The organism is Novosphingobium clariflavum (assembly GCF_026420865.1).
In the GTDB taxonomy this organism is placed as follows: Bacteria; Pseudomonadota; Alphaproteobacteria; order Sphingomonadales; family Sphingomonadaceae; genus Novosphingobium; species Novosphingobium clariflavum.
In genome coordinates this window covers 253,587-272,617 of record NZ_JAPCWC010000005.1, presented here as the reverse complement: position 1 = coordinate 272,617, position 19,031 = coordinate 253,587, and the positions used below count along the sequence as shown (strand labels likewise).

General features: G+C 68.0%; 19 protein-coding genes. 4 read left to right on the top strand and 15 right to left on the bottom strand.

Translation table 11 applies throughout. The annotated features are described in order from the left end of the window. Nucleotides 1-6 precede the first annotated feature (6 nt). The 10 genes from OKA11_RS09360 to OKA11_RS09315 form a co-directional block, all read right to left on the bottom strand. Nucleotides 7-1,236 carry a toxic anion resistance protein gene (locus OKA11_RS09360; RefSeq protein ID WP_267219941.1) on the bottom strand — a complete coding sequence of 410 codons (1,230 nt, stop codon included), beginning with the start codon at nt 1,234-1,236 and terminating at the stop codon, nt 7-9. Between the two features lie 93 nt (nt 1,237-1,329). Then, the gene (gene fdhD, locus OKA11_RS09355; RefSeq protein WP_267219940.1) at nt 1,330-2,172 is read right to left on the bottom strand and encodes a formate dehydrogenase accessory sulfurtransferase FdhD; all 843 of its coding nucleotides are present in this window, start codon (nt 2,170-2,172) and stop codon (nt 1,330-1,332) included. A gap of 35 nt (nt 2,173-2,207) precedes the next feature. Next, nucleotides 2,208-3,104, bottom strand: a complete 897-nt coding sequence (locus OKA11_RS09350) for a formate/nitrite transporter family protein (RefSeq protein ID WP_267219939.1) — start codon at nt 3,102-3,104, stop codon at nt 2,208-2,210. A gap of 42 nt (nt 3,105-3,146) precedes the next feature. Continuing rightward, the gene (locus tag OKA11_RS09345; protein WP_267219938.1) at nt 3,147-4,136 is read right to left on the bottom strand and encodes an aldo/keto reductase; all 990 of its coding nucleotides are present in this window, start codon (nt 4,134-4,136) and stop codon (nt 3,147-3,149) included. 2 nt (nt 4,137-4,138) lie between these two features. Further along, a complete protein-coding gene (locus tag OKA11_RS09340; RefSeq protein WP_267219937.1) occupies nt 4,139-5,095 on the bottom strand; it encodes a Gfo/Idh/MocA family oxidoreductase in 957 nt (318 codons plus the stop codon). Nucleotides 5,096-5,173: 78 nt separating this feature from the next. After that, entirely contained in the window at nt 5,174-6,073 is a 900-nt protein-coding gene (locus OKA11_RS09335) for a class III extradiol dioxygenase subunit beta (protein ID WP_267219936.1), read from the bottom strand. A gap of 1 nt (nt 6,074) precedes the next feature. Further along, nucleotides 6,075-6,521, bottom strand: a complete 447-nt coding sequence (gene ligA, locus OKA11_RS09330; RefSeq protein WP_267220004.1) for a protocatechuate 4,5-dioxygenase subunit alpha — start codon at nt 6,519-6,521, stop codon at nt 6,075-6,077. 38 nt (nt 6,522-6,559) lie between these two features. Then, a complete protein-coding gene (locus OKA11_RS09325; protein WP_267219935.1) occupies nt 6,560-7,585 on the bottom strand; it encodes an amidohydrolase family protein in 1,026 nt (341 codons plus the stop codon). A 2-nt stretch (nt 7,586-7,587) separates the two neighbouring features. Further along, complete coding sequence (locus tag OKA11_RS09320) at nt 7,588-8,463, bottom strand: NAD(P)-dependent oxidoreductase (RefSeq protein WP_267219934.1); 876 nt, start codon at nt 8,461-8,463, stop codon at nt 7,588-7,590. A gap of 87 nt (nt 8,464-8,550) precedes the next feature. Next, entirely contained in the window at nt 8,551-9,705 is a 1,155-nt protein-coding gene (locus OKA11_RS09315) for a LysR family transcriptional regulator (RefSeq protein WP_267219933.1), read from the bottom strand. A gap of 148 nt (nt 9,706-9,853) precedes the next feature. Here OKA11_RS09315 and ligK point away from each other — a divergent pair, with 148 nt between their 5' ends. The 3 genes from ligK (at nt 9,854) to OKA11_RS09300 (ending at nt 12,008) form a co-directional block, all read left to right on the top strand. Further along, on the top strand, nt 9,854-10,528 hold the full coding sequence (gene ligK, locus OKA11_RS09310; RefSeq protein WP_267219932.1) for a 4-carboxy-4-hydroxy-2-oxoadipate aldolase/oxaloacetate decarboxylase: 675 nt from the start codon (nt 9,854-9,856) through the stop codon (nt 10,526-10,528). After that, entirely contained in the window at nt 10,521-11,411 is an 891-nt protein-coding gene (locus OKA11_RS09305) for an amidohydrolase family protein (RefSeq protein ID WP_267219931.1), read from the top strand. Before ligK ends, OKA11_RS09305 begins: the two co-directional genes overlap by 8 nt. Nucleotides 11,412-11,519: 108 nt before the next feature. Next, complete coding sequence (locus tag OKA11_RS09300) at nt 11,520-12,008, top strand: GNAT family N-acetyltransferase (protein ID WP_267219930.1); 489 nt, start codon at nt 11,520-11,522, stop codon at nt 12,006-12,008. Nucleotides 12,009-12,053: 45 nt separating this feature from the next. On the opposite strand, the gene OKA11_RS09295 is transcribed toward OKA11_RS09300, so the two are convergent. The 3 genes from OKA11_RS09295 to OKA11_RS09285 are packed head-to-tail and all read right to left on the bottom strand — an operon-like array spanning nt 12,054 to nt 14,424. Continuing rightward, nucleotides 12,054-12,482: a ketosteroid isomerase-related protein gene (locus tag OKA11_RS09295; RefSeq protein ID WP_267219929.1), complete on the bottom strand. Its 429-nt coding sequence runs from the start codon at nt 12,480-12,482 to the stop codon at nt 12,054-12,056. After that, nucleotides 12,479-13,312 carry an S-formylglutathione hydrolase gene (gene fghA / locus OKA11_RS09290; RefSeq protein ID WP_267219928.1) on the bottom strand — a complete coding sequence of 278 codons (834 nt, stop codon included), beginning with the start codon at nt 13,310-13,312 and terminating at the stop codon, nt 12,479-12,481. The genes OKA11_RS09295 and fghA overlap by 4 nt, the downstream gene beginning before the upstream one ends. Beyond that, complete coding sequence (locus tag OKA11_RS09285) at nt 13,312-14,424, bottom strand: S-(hydroxymethyl)glutathione dehydrogenase/class III alcohol dehydrogenase (protein ID WP_267219927.1); 1,113 nt, start codon at nt 14,422-14,424, stop codon at nt 13,312-13,314. The genes fghA and OKA11_RS09285 overlap by 1 nt, the downstream gene beginning before the upstream one ends. Before the next feature lie 87 nt (nt 14,425-14,511). On the opposite strand from OKA11_RS09285, the gene OKA11_RS09280 reads away from it, so the two are divergent. Then, nucleotides 14,512-15,408: a LysR substrate-binding domain-containing protein gene (locus OKA11_RS09280; protein ID WP_323748309.1), complete on the top strand. Its 897-nt coding sequence runs from the start codon at nt 14,512-14,514 to the stop codon at nt 15,406-15,408. A 92-nt stretch (nt 15,409-15,500) separates the two neighbouring features. Here the strand turns inward: OKA11_RS09280 and mdoH are convergent, their stop codons facing one another. Then, complete coding sequence (gene mdoH / locus OKA11_RS09275; protein WP_267219926.1) at nt 15,501-17,345, bottom strand: glucans biosynthesis glucosyltransferase MdoH; 1,845 nt, start codon at nt 17,343-17,345, stop codon at nt 15,501-15,503. Further along, the gene (locus OKA11_RS09270) at nt 17,342-18,907 is read right to left on the bottom strand and encodes a glucan biosynthesis protein (RefSeq protein ID WP_267219925.1); all 1,566 of its coding nucleotides are present in this window, start codon (nt 18,905-18,907) and stop codon (nt 17,342-17,344) included. The genes mdoH and OKA11_RS09270 overlap by 4 nt, the downstream gene beginning before the upstream one ends. Nucleotides 18,908-19,031: the final 124 nt, after the last annotated feature.

Below are 19,031 nucleotides of genomic sequence, written 5' to 3'. Positions count from 1 at the left end.
TCAGGCTCAGTCCAGCGCCTCCAGCAGCGCCTTGGCCGCCTTGGTGTCGGCGGGTGAGGCAGCGCCTTCGGCCTGCCCCTGGGCGCGGGCGATATAGGCCTTGGACCTGGTCACCTCGCCTTCCAGCGACTGCACCGTCTGCTTCATCGAATCGAGCGCCTGCATCTTGAAGCTGTCGATCGAATCCATCGTGTCGTAGATGTTCTGGAACGCGCGGCTGAGCGTTTCCAGCGGGATCGTGGCGTTCGCCGCCTGCTCGTGGATGCGGGCGGTGTTGTCCTTCAGCATCTGGCCGGTGCCGTCGATGATCCGCGCGGTAGTGGTGTTGAGCGCGGTGATCTGGTCGAGCACCAGCTTCTGGTTGGCCATCGCCTGCGCCACCGTCACTGCCGTGCGCAGCGCGCCGACCGTGGTGGTGGAGGCCCGGTCGACGCCTTTGATCAGTTCGACGTTGTTCTTCTTGACCAGATCGAGCGCGAGGTAGCCCTGCACCGAGACCGCCATCTGCGTCAGCAGGTCCTGCGTGCGCTGGCGCACGTAGAACAGCGCCGATTCGCGCACCGCCTTGGCCTTGGCGGGGTCGGTATGGTCGAGGTCGTTCGCCTTCTGCTCCAGCGTCTCGTCCAGCGCCTTCGACATGAAGATCATCTGTTCGAGCTTGCCCATCGCCGCCCAGAGGTTCTGGCGTTCGACGTCGATGGCGGCATTGTCCATCAAAAGCTCGTCCTTGCCGCCCTGCAGGCGGGCGAGGATCGCGCTGATGTGGCCCTGCGCGCTCGAATAGCTGTCGAAGTAGTTGCGCAGCTTGTTGCCCATCGGGATGATCCCGAAGATCTTGCGGCGCGAGAGCAGGTCGCCCTTGGTCGAGGGGTCGAGGTCTTCCACCGTGCGGCGCAGTTCGGCAAGGTCGGCGCCGACCCCGGCGTCCTTGTCCATCGCCCGCACCGGGCGGTCGAGGAAGCGGTTGGACTGGCCCGAGGCCTCGGCGATTTCCTTGCGGCCCATGTTGGTGATCTGGTCGACGCGGCGGCCGAATTCGGGCGAGCTGGAATCCTGCGAGACGAGGTCGTTGACGAATTCGTCGACGCGGACCTGCAGCTTGGACTTCTGCTCCTCGCCCACCGGCACGAGCCCCGCGGCCTTTTCAGGCTGCACCACCGGCACCGGATCGGGCGGCGTCAGCTTCAGCTCGCCGGCCCCAATGGCACCAGGCACCTGATCAGTCGTCGTCGCCATCTAGGAAAATCCCCGTCCTGTAAGAAATGTAGTCGTCAAAGACGAATCTAGGTCGCCCCCCAAAAACTACAAGCAAAACAGGAACCGTCCCATTTACGGTTCGACGAGCGGCATGGCCCCTTCGTCGGAAGGCTGGGTATTGCCCACCAGCAGCATGGCATCGTCCCGCGCCACGACGCAGAGCGAAAGCCCTGCCGCCTGCGCGCGGCGCACCGCGAGATCGGTGGGGGCGGAGATCGTCACCAGCAGCGGGATGCCTGCCCGCACGGTCTTCTCGACGAGTTCGTAGGAGCAGCGCGAGGTCATGACGACGAAGCCCTGCGCCGGGTCGGTATCGCCGCGAGCAAGCGCGCCGATCAGCTTGTCGAGCGCGTTGTGGCGGCCGACGTCCTCGCGGATCGTCAGCAATGCGCCCTCCTCGTTGCAGAAGGCGGCGGCGTGGGTGGCGCGGGTTTCGCGGCCCAGCGTCTGCGCGGCGCCCATGGCCTCGAGGCCGCGCCGGATCGCCTCGGGGCTGGCCGCGCTTTGGCGTGACAGGGGTCGCAGGGGGCGCAAGGCGGCCTCGACCCCCTCGATCCCGCAGATGCCGCAGGAACTGTCGCCGGTGCGGCGGCGCGCGCGCTCGACGATCAGCGCGAGGCGTTCGGGCGGGAGATTGACGCGGGCGACGTAGCCCCTGCCCCATTCGCCGTTCTCGACCGGATGGACGGCGACTTCGCCGATCTCACCCGCCGCCGCCAGCCCTTCCGCCATGAGGAAGCCGGTGACGAAATCCTCGATCTCGGTGGGGGTGGCCATCATCACGGCATAGGCGATGCCGTTGGTCTCAATCGCGATCGGCGCCTCGATCGCCACGGCCAGCGGCTCGGCAGCGGCGGGATCATGCTCCGGCCGGTAATGGCTGCGCGTGACGCGGATCTTTTGGGTGCCGTCCATCGTCACCGGTTAGCGCAGCGCTGCGCCGGGGTCATTCAGATTTCCGCCTTGATCTGGGCAAAGGCCAGCAGCGCGAACAGCCCGGTTCCGCCCACCACGTTGCCCACGAGGGTCGGCGCGAGGTGCAGCGCAAAGGCATCGCCCACCGCCATCTCGCCGTGCAGCGCCAGCAGGAACATCTCGGTCGAGCCTGCCACCACATGGGTGAAGCCGCCTGCCCCGATCAGCCAGGCGAACAGCGCCACGACAAGGATCTCGAACCCCTTGGAGCTTGGCAGCATCCACACGAAGGCGGCGATGAAGAACCCCGCCGGAATGCCATCGAGCAGCGCCGCCACGCCCTCCACCGCGCCTGCCTTGCGCGCCACCGCCAGCATGCCCATCAGCGTGGGATGGGCGGGGTCGACGAGGAGATCCAGCATCGCCGCGGTCAGGAAGGTGCCGACGAGATTCGCCGCCAGCACCAGCCCCCAGAGCCGCGCGGTGCGCCACAGCCGCTCCCGGCTCGGCCCGGCCAGCAGCGGCAGCACCGCGGTCAGGGTGTTTTCGGTGAAGAGCTGCAGGCGCGCGAGTACCACCAGCACGAACCCCATGGCATAGCCCAGCGCGGCGATCAGGTCGCGCTGGGGATGGCCCGCGAAGGCGTGATGGAGCAGGCCCTGCGCAAAGACCGAGGTGGAGATGCCGATGCCCGCCGCGATGCCCGACCACCACAGCGACATCGCCGGGCGGTAGAGTTCCTCCTCGCCCTCGCGCCGGATCACCGAGAACACGGTGCGCGCGGAAAGCCGCAGGTTGTCCTTGATCTGGCCGCGTTCGTGGCCGGTCAGCCCGGCCTCGTCGCGGGCGATCTCGCGGTCGCTCTGCCGGCGCTCGGGATCGTCGTGGATGAGTTCGCCAGCCGGCGCGGAAGGGGTGGGGGCATGGTCCATGCCCTTTCAACCGCCCCCGCGCGCGCTGGTTCCGTCAGCCGCTCAGGCGTAGTCCTCGGTATCGATGGTGGGCCTGATCGTGTCGGGGTAGCGGTGGCCGGCAATCGTCTGCTGGTTCATCAGCGCGCCCGCCTTGTCGAGCACCGCAGGATCGATGGCGAGCGCGGCCGCCGCGTGGTTCTGGTCGAAGTGGGGAATCGAACGGGTGCCGGGGATCGCGTGGACATGCGCGCCCTGCGCCAGCACCCAGGCCAGCGCCAGCTGCGCCGGGGTGACGCGCACGGAGGCCGCGAGGGCGTCGAACGCCTCGATCAGCGCGAGGTTGTGCGCCCAGTTTGCCCCCACGAAACGCGGGAAGTTGCGGCGCAGGTCCTTCTCGGTAAGGCTGTTCACATCGGTCAGCTCGCCGCCCAGCGCCCCGCGCGCGACCGGCGAGAAGGCGACCAGCGCGATCCCGAGCGCGCGCGTGGCGTCCAGCACGCCGAGTTCGACATTGCGGGTCCAGAGCGAATATTCGGTCTGCACCGCCGCCACCGGATGCACGCCGTGCGCCTCGCGGATATGCGCGGCGGACCATTCGGACACGCCATAGGCGCCGATCTTGCCCGCCTCGATCGCGCGCACCATGGCGCCCACCGAATCGGCAATCGGCACCTTGGGGTCGAAGCGGTGCATGTAGAACAGGTCGATGTGATCGGTGCCCAGCCGCTTGAGGCTGGCGTCGAGCGAGGCGGTGATGCTGTCCGGCGCGCAGTCGATGCCGCGGCGGGCGCCGTCGATCAGGATGCCGGTCTTGGAGGCCAGCAGGAACTCGCCCCGCCGGTCCATGATCGCTTCATGGAGGATCTCTTCGCTCAGCCCCATGCCGTAGATGTTGGCAGTGTCGAAGTGATCGCAGCCCGCATCCAGCGCATGACGGAACAGGCGGACCGCCTCCTCGCGGGACGGCGGATTGCCGTAGGCCCAGGCCACGTTCATGCAGCCGAGACCGACGGAATGGACCTCACGGCCCGCGAGGAGGCGCTTTTCCATGATCAGGACCAGCCGTCCTGCGCTTCGAGGCTCTGCGCCAGTTCGCCGATCACGCGGTAGCAGTCGAGCACCTTGCCGACCGACGAGTTGGGCTCACGCCCTTCGCGGATGGCGGCGACGAATTCGCGGTCCTGCAGCTCGATGCCGTTGTTCGACACGGTGACGCCGGTGAGGTCGATGGCCTCTTCGCGGCCGTTCACCAGATCGTCGTAGCGCGCGATGTAGGTCTCGCTGTCGCCGATGTAGCGGAAGAACGTGCCGAGCGGGCCGTTGTTGTTGAACGAGAGCGAGAGCGTGCAGATCGCGCCGGTCTCGGCCTTCAGCTGGATCGACATGTCCATGGCGATGCCGAGTTCGGGGTGCTTGGGGCCCTGCAGCACGTTGGCGGCGACGATCTTGCCCGACTGGTAGGCGAACAGGTCGATCGTGTGCGCGGCGTGGTGCCACAAGAGGTGGTCCGTCCACGAGCGCGGCTGGCCCTTGGCGTTCATGTTCTTGCGGCGGAAGAAGTAGGTCTGCACGTCCATCTGCTGGACGTTGAACTCACCCGCGGTGATCTTGTTGTGCACGTACTGGTGCGAGGGATTGAAGCGGCGGGTATGGCCGACCATGCAGACGAGGCCGGTTTCCTGCTGCTTCGCCACCACGGCTTCGGCATCGGCCCAGGAATCCGACAGCGGAATCTCGACCTGCACGTGCTTGCCCGCGTTCATGCAGGCGATTGCCTGCTCGGCGTGCATCTGCGTGGGGGTGCACAGGATCACGGCATCGACATCGGGCATCGCCAGCACTTCGGCCAGATCGGTGCCGGAGTGCGGCGCGCCGTACCGGGCGGCGACTTCGGCAGCCTGATCGGCATTACGCGAAATGACCGAGGCGATCTCGACGCCGTCGATGTTCTTGAGGCCGTCGAGGTGCTTTTCACCAAAAGCGCCGGCGCCGACTAGGGCAATACGCATGGAAATCTCCTTGGGGTGTCCGTCAAAGACAAGAGGCGCGCCGGCGTCAAGCACCGGCGCGCGGAATGGATCAGTCGATCAATCGGCGAGGTGCTGCGAGGCCGCGCCTTCGACCGTGGCCGAGGGCGGCACCGCGCCGTTCACCGGCTCCAGCACGATATGGCCGACCGCGGTGTTGCTGGCGGGCACGTGGTAGAAGCGGCGCAGTTCGCGGGTTTCCTTGCCCAGCGCGCCGCGCATGATCAGCCACATGACCATCTCGATGCCTTCGCTGCCGGTTTCGCGCAGGTATTCGATATGCGGAATGCACCGCAGTTCCTGGGTGTCGCCCGAAAGCTTGTCGAGGAACATCTGGTCCCACTCGGCATTGATCAGGCCCGCGCGCGGCCCCTGAAGCTGGTGGCTCATGCCGCCGGTACCCCAGACCTGGACCTTGAGGTCCTCGGGGAAGCTCTCCACGGCGCGCGCGATCGCCTCGCCCAGCGCCCAGCAGCGGTTGCCCGAGGGCGGCGGATAAGTGACGACGTTGACCGCCAGCGGGATCACCTTGACCGGCCACTTTGCCGGCTTGCCGAACACCATCGAGAGCGGCACGGTGAGGCCATGGTCGACATCCATCTCGTTGATGATGGTCATGTCGAACTCGTCGAGGATCAGGCTCTGGGCGATGTGCCAGGCAAGGTCGGGATGGCCTTCGACGTCGGGCACCGCGCGCGGCCCCCAGCCCTCGTCCGCCGGCTTGTAGCTTTCGCCGCAGCCGATCGCGAAGGTCGGGATGATCTTCATGTCGAAGGCCGAGGCGTGGTCGTTGTAGACCAGGATCACGACGTCCGGCAGGTTCTCCGCCTCCCACTTCCGGGTGGGCGCGAAGCCTTCCTGGATCGGCTTCCAGTAGGGATCTTCCCACTTGTCGAAGTCGCTGGCGACGCCGAGCGCCGGGATGTGGCTGCAGGCGATGCCGTGCGTAATGCGGGCCATCTTAGCGGGACTCCTTGGTGACCGCTGCGCCTTCGGCGTCGCGGTTGGCCTTGATCGACCGCACGCCTTCGGGCGAACGGCCGCCGGCGATCATCATCGCCTGATAATCCTCGACCGACATGCCGGTCATCGTCGAGACGGCCTGAAGGAAGCTCAGGCCGTCGGTCGAGAAGACCTTGGCGAGGAAGTAGATGTTGCCGCCAAGGTCGAGCAGGCGGTTGTAGTCGCGCGCGAGCACGGCCAGCTTCTGGTCCTCGGTCATCGGCCAGAGGTCGAGATAGGCGCGCTCGTCCGCCTTCCAGCGCTCGCGGTTTTCGGCCTTCATCAGGCTCATCGCGAACTGGTTGAGGTGATAGCCCTGCCGCGCCCGCTTGGCGGTGTAGACGCGCGTTCCGGGAATATCGTCGAACTCACCGAGATAGGCGTGGATGTCGATGGGACCGCCAATCTTCTGATCGGGGCCATTCTCGCAAGGGTTCTTGTCGGTCACAGGCCGCGTTCCTTGAGCCTGGCGTCGAGGCGCGGGAAGACGCGGCGCACGTTGCCCTCGAAGATCGCGTGGCGCTCCTCGTCCGAAATGTCGAGCGCGTCGACATAGCGCTTGGTGTCGTCGAAGTAGAAGCCGGTCGTGGGGTCGATCCCGCGCACCGCGCCGACCATTTCGGAGCCGAACAGGATGTTCTTGTTGTCGATCACGTCGGCCAGCAGATTCACGCCCGGCTGGTGGTAGACGCAGGTATCGAAGAACACGTTGTTCATGATGTAGTCGTCAAGCGACGGCTTCTTCAGCATGTCGGCAAGGCCCCGGTAGCGGCCCCAGTGGTACGGCACCGCGCCGCCGCCGTGCGGGATGATGAAGCGCAGGCGCGGGAACTTCGCGAAGAGATCGCCCTGCATCAGCTGCATGAAGGCCACCGTGTCCGCCGCGATGTAGAAGCCGCCGGTGGCGTGCATCGCCGGGTTGCACGAACCCGAGACGTGGATCATCGCCGGAACGTCCAGCTCGCACATCGCCTCGTAGATGGGGAACCAGTATTCGTCGGTCAGCGGCGGATGCTCGAAGTGGCCGCCGCCGGGATCGGGGTTGAGGTTGCAGCCGATGAAGCCCAGTTCCTCGACGCAGCGGCGCAGTTCCTTCACCGAGGCGGAAAGGTCCGCCTTGGGGCTCTGCGGCAGCATGCACACGCCCGCGAAAGTCTCGGGGAACATGTTCACCACGCGGGCGATCAGGTTGTTGCAGTGGACCGCCCAGGCCTCGGACATGGCCTGATCGCCGACGTGGTGCGCCATCGCGCTGGCGCGCGGGCTGAACACGGTAAGATCGGCGCCGCGCTCCTTGATGAGGCGAAGCTGGTTGTCCTCGATGGTCTGGCGGATCTCGGCGTCGGAGATCTCGGGATAGGGCGGAGCCTGCTCGCCCGCCTTGAACGCAGCGATCTGCGCCTCGCGCCAGGCGTCGTGCGCCTTGGGCAGGACGGTATAATGTCCGTGACAGTCGATGATGAGCGACATGCTCAATTCTCTCCCTTGAATACGCCCGCCGCGACGCCCGCCTTGACGGCTGCCGCAAGCTTGGCTTCGAATCCTTCGGGCGGCGGCACCAGGCCCAGTTCGCCCAGCGCCTGCTGCCAGGCGACGGTGTTTTCGGTCATCCGCGGCGCAATGCCCAGCGAACGCAGCATCTGCGCCGCCTCGTCCATCTCGGCAGCGCGGCGGCGGCCGTGGACCAGCATGCGGTCGAGATTGTAATCGGCCCGGCTTGCCCAGGACGTGGTCTTCTCGCTGGCATCGAGCGAGGCCAGCACCTCGTCCGCCACGCCTTCGGCATGGGCGGCCATCATCATCTCGGCGGTCAGCGCCTCAAGCCCCTTGACCATGACCGAGCGCACCAGCTTGATCGCCGACGCGCGGCCGACATCGGCCCCCACGGTGCGGACATGGGTGAAGCCCACCGCCTCCAGCGCCGCCTGCGCCTCGGCGGCATCGGGGCCGGACACCAGCAGCGGCACCTTCATACGCGCAGGGTTCACCGGGGCGAGCACGGCGACGTCGACATAGCGCCCCTTGCCGGCAGCGATGGCCCTGGCCGCCGCCCGCTTGGTGCCCGGCGCCACCGAGTTCATGTCGCAGAACAACGCGCCCTCGCCGAGCAGCGGCGCGACCTCTTGCGCCACCAATGGCGCCGCATCGGCGGTGACGAGCGAGAGCACCAGCGACGCGCCGGCAAGCGCCTCTGCCGCGCTGTCGCAGGCGGTGATGCCGAGTTCGGCCATGTCGTCACGACGCGCGGGCAGAATGTCGAAGGCGCGGGCCTGCGCCGACCAGTCTCCAGCTCCCGCGAACGTCGATCCGGCTTCTCCGAACCCGATAAGGGCGATCGATCTATCCATTGCGCCACCCTGCCCTTACCGCAGGGAATGGGCCAATCGGAAGCGGCTTTCGGCTATAAGCTGGGCGTAATTTATACTCCCGGGAGCCTAATCCCTCACCCGCTGCGCCGCCCATTCCAGATCCGCGATAAATTCCGCCTGCACTTCGGTCGGGCGCAGCGACGAACGGGTGGTCATGCCGATCAGGCGGGTGAAGTTTTCCGGCAGGCGCGCCAGTTCGCAGAGCCAGCCCGCTTCCAGTTCCACCGTCACCTGATCGGGCGAGAGTACGGTGAGGAAATCGCCGCCCATCATCACCTGGCGGATCATCATCACCGAACCCGATTCCACCGGCACTTTGGGATGCGGCAGGCCGTTGGCCTCGAAGTAGCGCTCGAACGTGTCGCGCAGCGGGGTGCCGAGCGGCGGCAGAGTGAAGGGATAGCGCGCCAGGTCGGCGGGCGAGGGACAGGTCCCGTCCAGCGGATGCCCCTTGCGGGCGTAGACCGCCGGGGCATCGTCGAACAGCGGGCGCTGGACCAGATCGGGCTCCACCAGCGGATCGCGCAGGGCCCCGACCATCAGGTCGAGCACACCGCCGCGCAGCGGCTCCACCAGTTCGGCGCGCGAGCCTTCGACGATGGTCAGTTTGACCCCCGGACGGCGGGCAAGGAACCGCGCCACGGCGGCGGGCAGGATGCGCGCGCGGGAGAGCGGCATGGCGCCGACCGCGATATGCCGCGTCTCCACCCCGCGCAGCGCGGCGACTTCGGAGAGGCCCGCCTCCAGCTCCACTTTGGCAAGGCGGAATTCGCGGGCAAGCTGGGTTCCGGCCTCGGTCGTGATGACGAACTTGCCCCGGCGCACCACCAGCGGGCGGCGCAGCGCCAGCGACAAGTCGTTGACCGCGCGGTGGATCGAGGGAAGCGACAGCCCGGTCTCCTGCCCGGCGCCCGCGTAGCTACCCGTCTCCACCAGCGCCAGCAGCGCACGCAGGCGCGACATGGTGACGTGGGGACTGTTCACATGGCCCAGCGCGGCATCGATGCGGGGGGCCAGGATTTCCCCCGCCTTGGTCACCGCCATGCCGTCATGACGGCGCTCGAACAGGGGTAGGCCGATCTGCGACTCGAGCCGGGCCAACGCCTGTGTTATCGCCGGCTGACTGAGGTTCACCGCCAGGGCAGCGGCGTTGACCGTGCCCAATTCTGCGATTTTCGCGACAGCCCGCAAGTGCCGAAGGTTGAGACTCCAGATATCCATGGCGGGGTTATTAGCCAAATCCTATCACCTGTCCAAAGTTTCTCTTTCCCCTTGAACACGGCGAAGCCCAAGACAGCGCTGCACCATTATAGCCCCGCGCAGCCGCCCCCGGCGGCGCCGGAACCCGAAGATCGAAGGAGAGCAGATCATGAGTGGCATCGTCGTCCAGAACATCGAACGCGCCGATCCAGCCGTGATCGACGGCCTCGCCAAGTGCGGCGTCGCCACCGTCCACGAAGCCCAGGGCCGCACCGGCCTTCTCGCCAGCTACATGCGCCCGATCTATGCCGGTGCCCGTATCGCCGGTTCGGCGGTGACGATCAGCGCGCCTCCGGGCGACAACTGGATGGTCCACGTCGCCATCGAACAGCTCAAGGAAGGCGACGTGCTGCTGCTCGCCCCCACCAGCCCCTGCGAGGACGGCTACTTCGGCGACCTGCTGGCCACCAGCGCCATCGCCCGCGGCTGCCGCGGCCTCATCATCGACGCCGGCGTGCGCGACGTGCGCGACCTCACCGAGATGGAATTCCCGGTCTGGTCCAAGGCGGTCTGCGCGCAGGGCACCGTCAAGAACACGCTCGGCTCGGTCAACGTGCCGGTGGTCTGCGCCAATGCCGCCGTGCGCCCGGGCGACGTGATCGTCGCCGACGATGACGGCGTGGTCGTGGTGCCGCGCGAAAAGGCCGCCGAAGTGCTCGCCGCCGCCCAGGCCCGCGAGGCCAACGAAGGCGAGAAGCGCGAGAAGCTGGCCGCCGGCGTGCTCGGCCTCGACATGTACAAGATGCGCGAGCGGCTGGAGAAGGAAGGCCTCAAGTATGTCTGAGCGCATCACCTCCTGGCACGCGGCGCCCAGCAAGCCGCTCTACACCCCGCCCGCAGGGGCCGTGGACGCGCATTGCCACGTGTTCGGCCCGATGGCGCAGTTCCCGTTCAGCGCCAAGGCCAAGTACCTGCCCGAGGACGCCGGGCCGGACATGCTGTTCGCCCTGCGCGATCACCTCGGTTTCGCCCGCAACGTGATCGTGCAGGCGAGCTGCCACGGCACCGACAATGCGGCGACGCTCGACGCCATCGCCAAGAGCGAAGGCAAGGCACGCGGCGTCGCGGTCGTCGATCCGGCGATCTCGGACGCCGAGCTCGCCCGCCTGCATGACGGCGGCATTCGTGGCATCCGCTTCAACTTCCTCAAGCGCCTGGTCGACGATGCGCCGAAGGACAAGTTCCTCGAAGTCGCCAGCCGCCTGCCCGCAGGCTGGCACGTGGTGATCTACTTCGAGGCCGACATCCTCGAGGAAATGCGCGCCTTCATCGCCGCGATCCCGGTGCCGGTGGTGATCGACCACATGGGCCGCCCGGACGTGACGCAGGGGCCGGACGGCGCCGACATGCAGGCCTTCCGCAGCCTGCTCGACAGCCGCGAGGACATCTGGTTCAAGGCCACCTGCCCCGACCGCCTCGACCCCAAAGTCAACGGAGTGGGGGGCGACCCGTGGGACAAGTTCGCCGAAGCGGTCGCCCCGCTGGTGGCGGACTATCAGGACCGCGTGATCTGGGGCACCGACTGGCCGCATCCGAACATGCAGGACGCCATCCCCGACGACGGCCACCTCGTCGACATGATCCCCCGCATCGCGCCCACGGCCGAGCTTCAGCACAAGCTGCTCGTGACCAACCCGATGCGCCTTTACTGGCCCGAAGAACTCTGAACTTGATTCCCGCGCGGATGCCCCGGTAAACGAAGCGCCCGCGCGGACGGCCGGTCCTTCAGCCGGCAGCCCCCCGCGCCCATCAGCCAGCCAAGGAGCGGGACCGGCATGCACTGGCGCCCCATGCGCGAAGAGGACGTGGCCGCCGTGGCCCGCGTCGCCGAGGTCGTCCACCTCGACTATCCCGAAAACCCTGCGGTCTTTGCCGCCTGCCAGCGCCTCTATCCCGCCGGGTGCCACGTGCTGGAAGGGGAAGGCGGAGACCTCTTCGGCTACCTCATCGCGCACCCCGGCCGGCAGGACCGCCCCCCGATCCTCGATCAGCCGATGACCACGCTGGCCGAGCCTTTCGACTGCTATTTCCTGCACGATCTGGCGCTGGACGCGGCGACGCGCGGACGCGGCCGCGCGGGCGAGGCGGTGCGGATCGTGGTGGACGAGGCGCGCGCCCGCGGGCTGGAGCGGGTGGTGCTGATCGCGGTGGGCGATGCCCACGGGTTCTGGGAAAAGCAGGGCTTCGCGCAGCTGGGCGATGGCCGGCTCGATCCGGCCAAGGGCTACGGCCCCGAGGCGCGGATGATGGTTCGCCCCGTGTGAAAGAGGCAGCAGGGGGGGAACGCAGCCCCCCTGCCGCCCGCTTTTTCAGCCCCGCTCCACCTGCGCGATCCAGTCGGCCAGGTTGTAGTGGTTCGATACCCGCGCGATCAGACCCTGATCGACGTCGAAGAACGCCCCCACCCGCAAGGCATAGGCCTGCCCCGAAGCCGCCGGCAGTCCCTCGTCGCTTTCGATGTACGCACCGGTCAGCCGGAACTCGGCCGAGGCATGCGACCCGTCGGGCGTCGCCAGCACGACCGGCTCGTGCACATGCTCGCGGTAGCAGCGGTTCATGTGCGCGAGGAACTGCGCAAAGGCCGCCTTGCCCCGGCGCGGCTGGCCCTGGCTGGGCTCATGCACCACCTCGTCCGCCAGCAGCGCCAGCATGGCGTCCACGTCGCGGCGGTTGAACGCGTCGTAGTAGTCCGCGATCAGGGCGATGGTCGAACGCTCGGACGAATGGGGCGCGCTCATGCCTTCAGCCTCTCCGCATGCCAGCCCACATGGTCGGCCATGAAGCTGGAGATGAAGTAGTAGGAGTGGTCGTAGCCCTCCTGCATCCGGATCGTCGCCGGCTGGCCGGCCCTGGCGCAAGCCTCTTCCAGCAGGTGCGTCTTGAGCTGGCCTTCGAGGAAGCCGTCGGCAGTACCCTGATCCACCAGGAGATCCGGCAGGCGGGCGCCGTCCTCGATCAGCGCGCAGGCGTCGTATGCGCGCCATGCCGCCTTGTCGGGGCCGATGTAGCCGGTCAGCGCCTTCTCGCCCCAGGGGCAGCTGAGCGGCGAGACGATCGGCGCAAAGGCGCTGACCGAGCGGAACCGCGCAGGATCGCGCAAGGCGATCGTCAGCGCGCCGTGGCCGCCCATCGAGTGGCCGGTAATGCCCTGCCGCGCCATGTCGGCGGGGAAGTGCGCGGCGATCACGGCGGGCAGCTCGGTCTCGATGTAGGCGCGCATGCGGAAGTTCGCGCTCCACGGGGCCTCGGTGGCATCGACGTAGAAGCCCGCGCCCTTGCCGAAGTCGTAGCCCTCGTCGTCGGGCACGTCGTCACCGCGCGGGGACGTGTCGGGCGCCACGAAGATCACCCCGTGCTCGGCGCAGGCGCGGCGGAACTCGCCCTTTTCGGTGACGTTGGCGTGGGTGCAGGTCAGCCCCGAGAGATACCACAGCACCGGCAGCTTCGCGCCCGCCTCGTGCTCCGGCACGAAGACCGAGAAGGTCATCGCCGTAGCCGTCTCGGCGGAGGCGTGGGTGTAGACCCCCTGCACCCCGCCGAACGCCGTGTTGACCGAGACCGTCTCCATCAGAACACGACGACCGAACGGATCGACTTGCCCGCGTGCATCAGGTCGAAGGCGGTGTTGATCTCTTCCAGACCCATGACGTGGGTGATCATCGGGTCGATCTCGATCTTGCCGGTCATGTACATGTCGACGATCTTCGGCACGTCGGTGCGGCCCTTGGCGCCGCCGAACGCGGTGCCGCGCCAGTTGCGCCCCGTCACCAGCTGGAACGGGCGCGTCTCGATGGTCTTGCCCGCCTCGGCCACGCCGATGATGATCGAGGTGCCCCAGCCGCGGTGGCAGGCTTCGAGCGCGGTGCGCATCACTTCGGTATTGCCGGTGGCATCGAAAGTGTAGTCGGCGCCGCCGTCGGTCATCGCCACGATCTTCGCCACGATGTCCTCGCGGCTCATGCCCTTGGTATTGAGGAAGTCGGTCATGCCGAAGCGGCGGCCCCATTCCTCGCGGGTCTCGTTGATGTCGACGCCGATGATCTTGTTGGCGCCGGCAAGCCGCGCGCCCTGGATCACGTTGAGGCCGATGCCGCCGAGGCCGAAGACCACGACGTTGTCACCCACCTGCACCTTGGCGGTGTTGATGACGGCGCCGACGCCGGTGGTCACGCCGCAGCCGATGTAGCACGAGGACTGGAACGGCGCGTCCTCGCGGATCTTGGCGACGGCGATCTCGGGCAGCACGGTGAAGTTCGAGAAGGTCGAGCAGCCCATGTAGTGGTAGATCGGCTGGCCCTTGTAGGAAAAGCGCGTGGTGCCGTCGGGCATCAGGCCCTTGCCCTGCGTCGCGCGGATCGCGGTGCACAGGTTCGTCTTGCCCGAAAGGCACGACTTACACTGGCGGCATTCGGGCGTGTAGAGCGGGATCACGTGGTCGCCCGGCACCACCGAGGTAACGCCCGCGCCCACTTCGCGCACGATCCCGGCGCCTTCGTGGCCGAGCACCGAAGGGAACAGGCCCTCGCTGTCGAGACCGTCGAGCGTGTAGGCATCGGTGTGGCAGATGCCGGTGGCCACGATCTCGACCAGCACTTCGCCGGCCTTGGGGCCTTCAAGGTCGAGTTCGACGATTTCGAGCGGCTTCTTCGCCTCGAAGGCAACGGCGGCGCGGGTCTTCATGGGGTATGCTCCTTGAACTGCTTGCGCGCTTTGTAGGACCGGCCCTTGCTGTGATAAAGCGACGTTTCTGAAAAGTATTATCACCATATGGGGAAAATGATGCTCGGCCAGTGGGACGGGATCGAGGAATTCGTGATGATCGCCCGCCACGGCAGCTTCACGCTGGCGGCAGAGGCCTATGGCGCCTCGGTCACGCATATGAGCCGGGCGCTGGCGCGGCTGGAAACGCGGCTGCAGGCCCAGCTGATGCTGCGCACGACGCGCACGCTTAGACTCACGGAAACCGGGCAGATCTTCCTCGAGACCTGCCGCCGCCTGATCGAGGAGCGCGACGAGGCGATTGCCGCCATCACTTCGCAGGGCGAGCCGCGCGGGCATCTGCGCGTCACCTGCTCCTATGCGCTGGGCGAGAAGTTCGTGGCGCCGCTGGTGCGCGAACTGTCACAGGCCTATCCGGCGATCTCGGTGACGCTGGACCTCGACAATGCGCTCGTGGACCTCATCGCCGAGGGCTACGACCTCGCCATCCGCACCGGGCATCTCGAGGATTCGCGCCTCGTCGCCAGCCGCATCGCCAGCCGCGCGCTGGTGACGCTGGGTTCGCGCGGCTATCTCCACGACCGCGGAAGGCCCGCGACGATCGCCGATCTCAAGCACCACGACTGCCTCGTCGGCTCCGCCAGCCAGTGGCACTTCCGCGATGGCCAGACCTTCCGCCCGCAGGGTCGCTGGCGCTGCAACAGCGGCGCCGCGCTGGTCGAGGCGGCGCTGGCGGACATGGGGCTGTGCCAGGTGCCCGCCTTCTATCTTGGCGACCATGTCGCGGCGGGGCGACTGGAGCCGGTGCTGACCGACCTTGCGCCCGAGGAAGAGCCGATCTGGGCGGTCTATCCCCAGCGCCGCCATCTCTCGCCCAAAGTCGGCGCACTGGTGGCGCATCTGCGCGCCCGGCTGCCCGCGCGGCTGGCGCAGGCGAGTGCCTGACCTCGGCCCGCCCATTGTCCGCTGATCCGAACTACCCCGTCATCCCCGCGAAGGCGGGGGCGACGGGATCTTGCTGACGGAAGTCAGCGAACTCACCCGATTGCCAGCGGCGCGCCCCCCGGCTCGTCATCGTTGGCCAGCGGCGCTTCGTCCGCCGCGATGATCGTCGGCGCGGGCACGGCGAAGAAGCCCTCCCGTTCCGCCTGCGCGCCGGTAGTCGCGCGCGAGGTCAGGCTGATCAGCCAGGGCGAGGCGAGCAGGCCCAGCGTCAGCGGCGAGAGCCACAGCGCCGTCACCGGGTCGATGAAGGCGGTCGCCGCGAAGACGAGGCCCAGCGCGATGTGCTCCTTGAGGTCCGGCAGCACCTCGCGCACGCCGATGCGGCGGGCATCGCGGTCCTGCGTGCTCCAGTGCACCGGAATGCCGAGCGCGAGGCCGAACAGCGCCTTGACCTGCATGACCATGGTGACGGGCGCCAGCAGGATCGCCAGCGGCACTTCCAGCGCGACCGAGCGCAGCATGCCGCCCCAGCCCCCGAAAGCGCGGCGGCGGGTCTTGTCGGCCAGCACCCAGAGCGTGCCCATCGCCTTGGGCCCGAACAGCAGCAGCACGGTCAGCCACAGCACGCTCGGCGGCGCGGCGCCCGCAAAGCCCTGGCCGCCCTGCGCCATCGCCGCCTGGACGATGGCGGTGACCAGCAGCAGGAGCCAGCCGGGCGAGGTCAGATAGGCCGAGGCGCCGATCAGCAGGTGCAGGCGGCTGGTCCAGTGCAGGCCCGAGGCATCGATCAGGCGCAAGTGCTGGAGATTGCCCTGCATCCAGCGCCGGTCGCGGATCGCGTGGTCGACGATGGTGGGCGGGAATTCCTCGTAGCTGCCGTCGATCATCACCATGTGCACCGCCCAGCCGCGGCGGCGCAGCAGCGCGGATTCGAACATGTCGTGGCTGAGGATATGGCCGCCGAACGGCGGCTTGCCCGGCAATTCGGGCAGACCGCAGGAATCGGCGAAGGCGCGGGTGCGCACGATGGCGTTGTGGCCCCAGAAATTCGCCTCCGCGCCCGACCACCAGAGCAGCCCGGCAGAGGCGATCGGCCCGTAGGCCTCGCTGGCGAAGCGCATCCAGCGCTGGAACAGCGTCTGCGCGTTGATGATCATCGGCACCGTCTGGAGCAGGCCGATCGAGGGCCGCTCCTCCATGATCGCGGCCATGCCGATGATGGCATCGCCGCTCATCAGCGAATCGGCGTCGAGGATCAGCATGTTTTCGTAGGCGCCGCCGAAACGCTGCACCCATTCGGCGATGTTGCCGGGCTTGCGCGCGATGTTCTTCTCGCGGCGGCGGTAATAGACCTTGATCGGCGCCGAAGCGGCCACTTCACGCCAGGCCGCTTCCTCGCGCTTGCCGTGGAAGGCATTGGAATCGCTGAGCACGAAGAAGTCGATCCACTCCGCCCCGCCCGCGGCGGCGATCGAGGCGGCCATGGCGCGCACGCGGCCGAAGGTGGCCTCCACGCTCTCGTTGTAGACCGGCATCAGCACCGCGGTGCGATGGCGCAGCGAGGACGCCGGGCTCGGCACCGCGGTGAAGCCGGGATGCTTGCCGGTGATGAGCTGGAGGAACCCGATCGAGGACGTGACGAAGCCGAAGGCGATCCACGCGAACAGCGGCACGAAGAACAGCAGCAGCACGATGTCGAGCACGCTCAACCCGTCGCGCGACAAGGCGAAACGCACCTCGCTCGAGGCCGCCAGCGCGATCACCGCGGTGACCGCCAGCAGCAGCAGGCGCTTGACCTGCATGCCGTGCGGGCTGGTGCGCACCGCGATCGAGCCGGGGGCAATGCCGTGGAGGTCCTGGACCGGCATCGCCAGCGGCGCCTCCGGCGGCAGCGGGCTCATCGCCGCATGGGCGGGCGCATGGGGCGGTGCGTTCATGGTTCGACGCTCTGTATCACGGTTTCACTGAGCGCGGCGCCGCCGCGCGCGAGGAACAGGCGGATGTCCGGCGAAGGCATGGCGGCGGGACGCAGGTCCAGCACCACCCGCCAGCGGTTCGCGGTGCCGACTACGGGATAGACCGCCTGGTCCGCCACCGCCTGCGCGGGAAGGCCGGTCACGGCGGTGACGCCGCTCTGGCGGGTAAGGCCCTGCAGCGCCGCGCCCTCGAAATCGAACACGAACTTGCGCGCATCCTTTTCGGCGGCCTTGACCCCCGGCCGCCCCGACTGGCCCTGCCAGCTGTCCACGCAGCGCGCCGCCGCCGTCGCTGCGGGCTCCTCGCTGGTCCAGTTCAGCCGGTAGGCAAAGTCGCGGCGCTGCCCGGCGCGCGCCGGTTCGTCGGCGAGCCAGAAGGCGGCGATGTTGTCGATCGTCTCGGTATCGGTGCTCATCTGGTAGAGCATGACCGCGCCCTTGCCCCAGTCGCCCTGCGGCTCGACCCACAGCGAGGGGCGCTTGTCGTAGAAGGCGCCGTCGTCCTGGTAATGGTCGAAGCGCTGGTCGCGCTGGAGCAGGCCGAACCCCTTCACCCCGTCGGCGCGCAGCGCATTGGTGCGGGTGCGCTGCGGATTGGCGAGCGGCACCCAGATCCGCTCGCCCGAGCCCGCATGGATCGCCAGGCCGTCGGAATCGTGGATTTCCGGGCGCCAGTCGGTGCGCTTGGCGGGATCGGCCTGGTCGTACCAGAACATGCTGGTGATCGGCGCGAGACCCAGCCGCGCGACATCGCGGCGCAGGAACAGGCTGGCGCGCACGTCCTGCGTGATCGCCGCCTCGCCGCGCCGGCACTCGAAGGCATAGGCCCCGGCCAAGCTCGGCCCGTCGAGCAGGGCATGGATGCGCACATGGTCGGTGCCGACATGCTCGATCCAGAATTCGGTGAAGGCGGGAAATTCCTCCGGCTGCGGCATGGCGGTGTCGACGGCGATGCCGCGCGCCGAAAGGCCGTACTGGTCGCGCCCGCCCGACGTGCGGAAATAGGAGGCGCCCTGGAAGGCCAGCCAGTCCGAGCGATGATCGGCGGTCATCACCCGGAAACCCGCCGGATCGGCGCGGCTGCCGCCCACGAAGAAGCCCCGCGTGTCGGTGAGTTCACGGGCGCTGCCGTTTTCCACGAGGTGGATCTTCACCGCCTGCGGCGAAGTGCCTCGGGTCGCCGGGAACAGCCGCACGTCGCCCGCCACGCTTTTGGCATCGCCGTAGGTCAGCTTGACCGCCGCCTCGAAATCGGCTGCCGCATGGGCGGAGACCGGCGGCTGGACATAAGGCCGCGCCGCCAGCGCCTGGGCCGCGCGGACCAGCGTGTCCCACGAAAACGGCGTGGCGGGGCCGAACCCGGCGGCGGCGTCCCCCCGCGCTGCCGCCTGCGCCAACTGCGGCAACGCCGCCAGTCCGGCAAACGAGGCCAGCAGGGCTGAAAATTCGCGGCGGCCAAGCGACGCCGGGGCGACCGGGCGGCTCGTCTTCGAGCCGGCTTCCCTCACTGTACTTCGGGTCATGAGCGTCAAACGCACGGGCGAGCGCAAAGTTTCGCTGCGGTGCGTCAAAAGGATCCTTCTGCAAGCGCCTGCCGGGCGGAGATCACGCCTGCAGGCCTATGGCGCCGGTTTATGACCCCGGTTT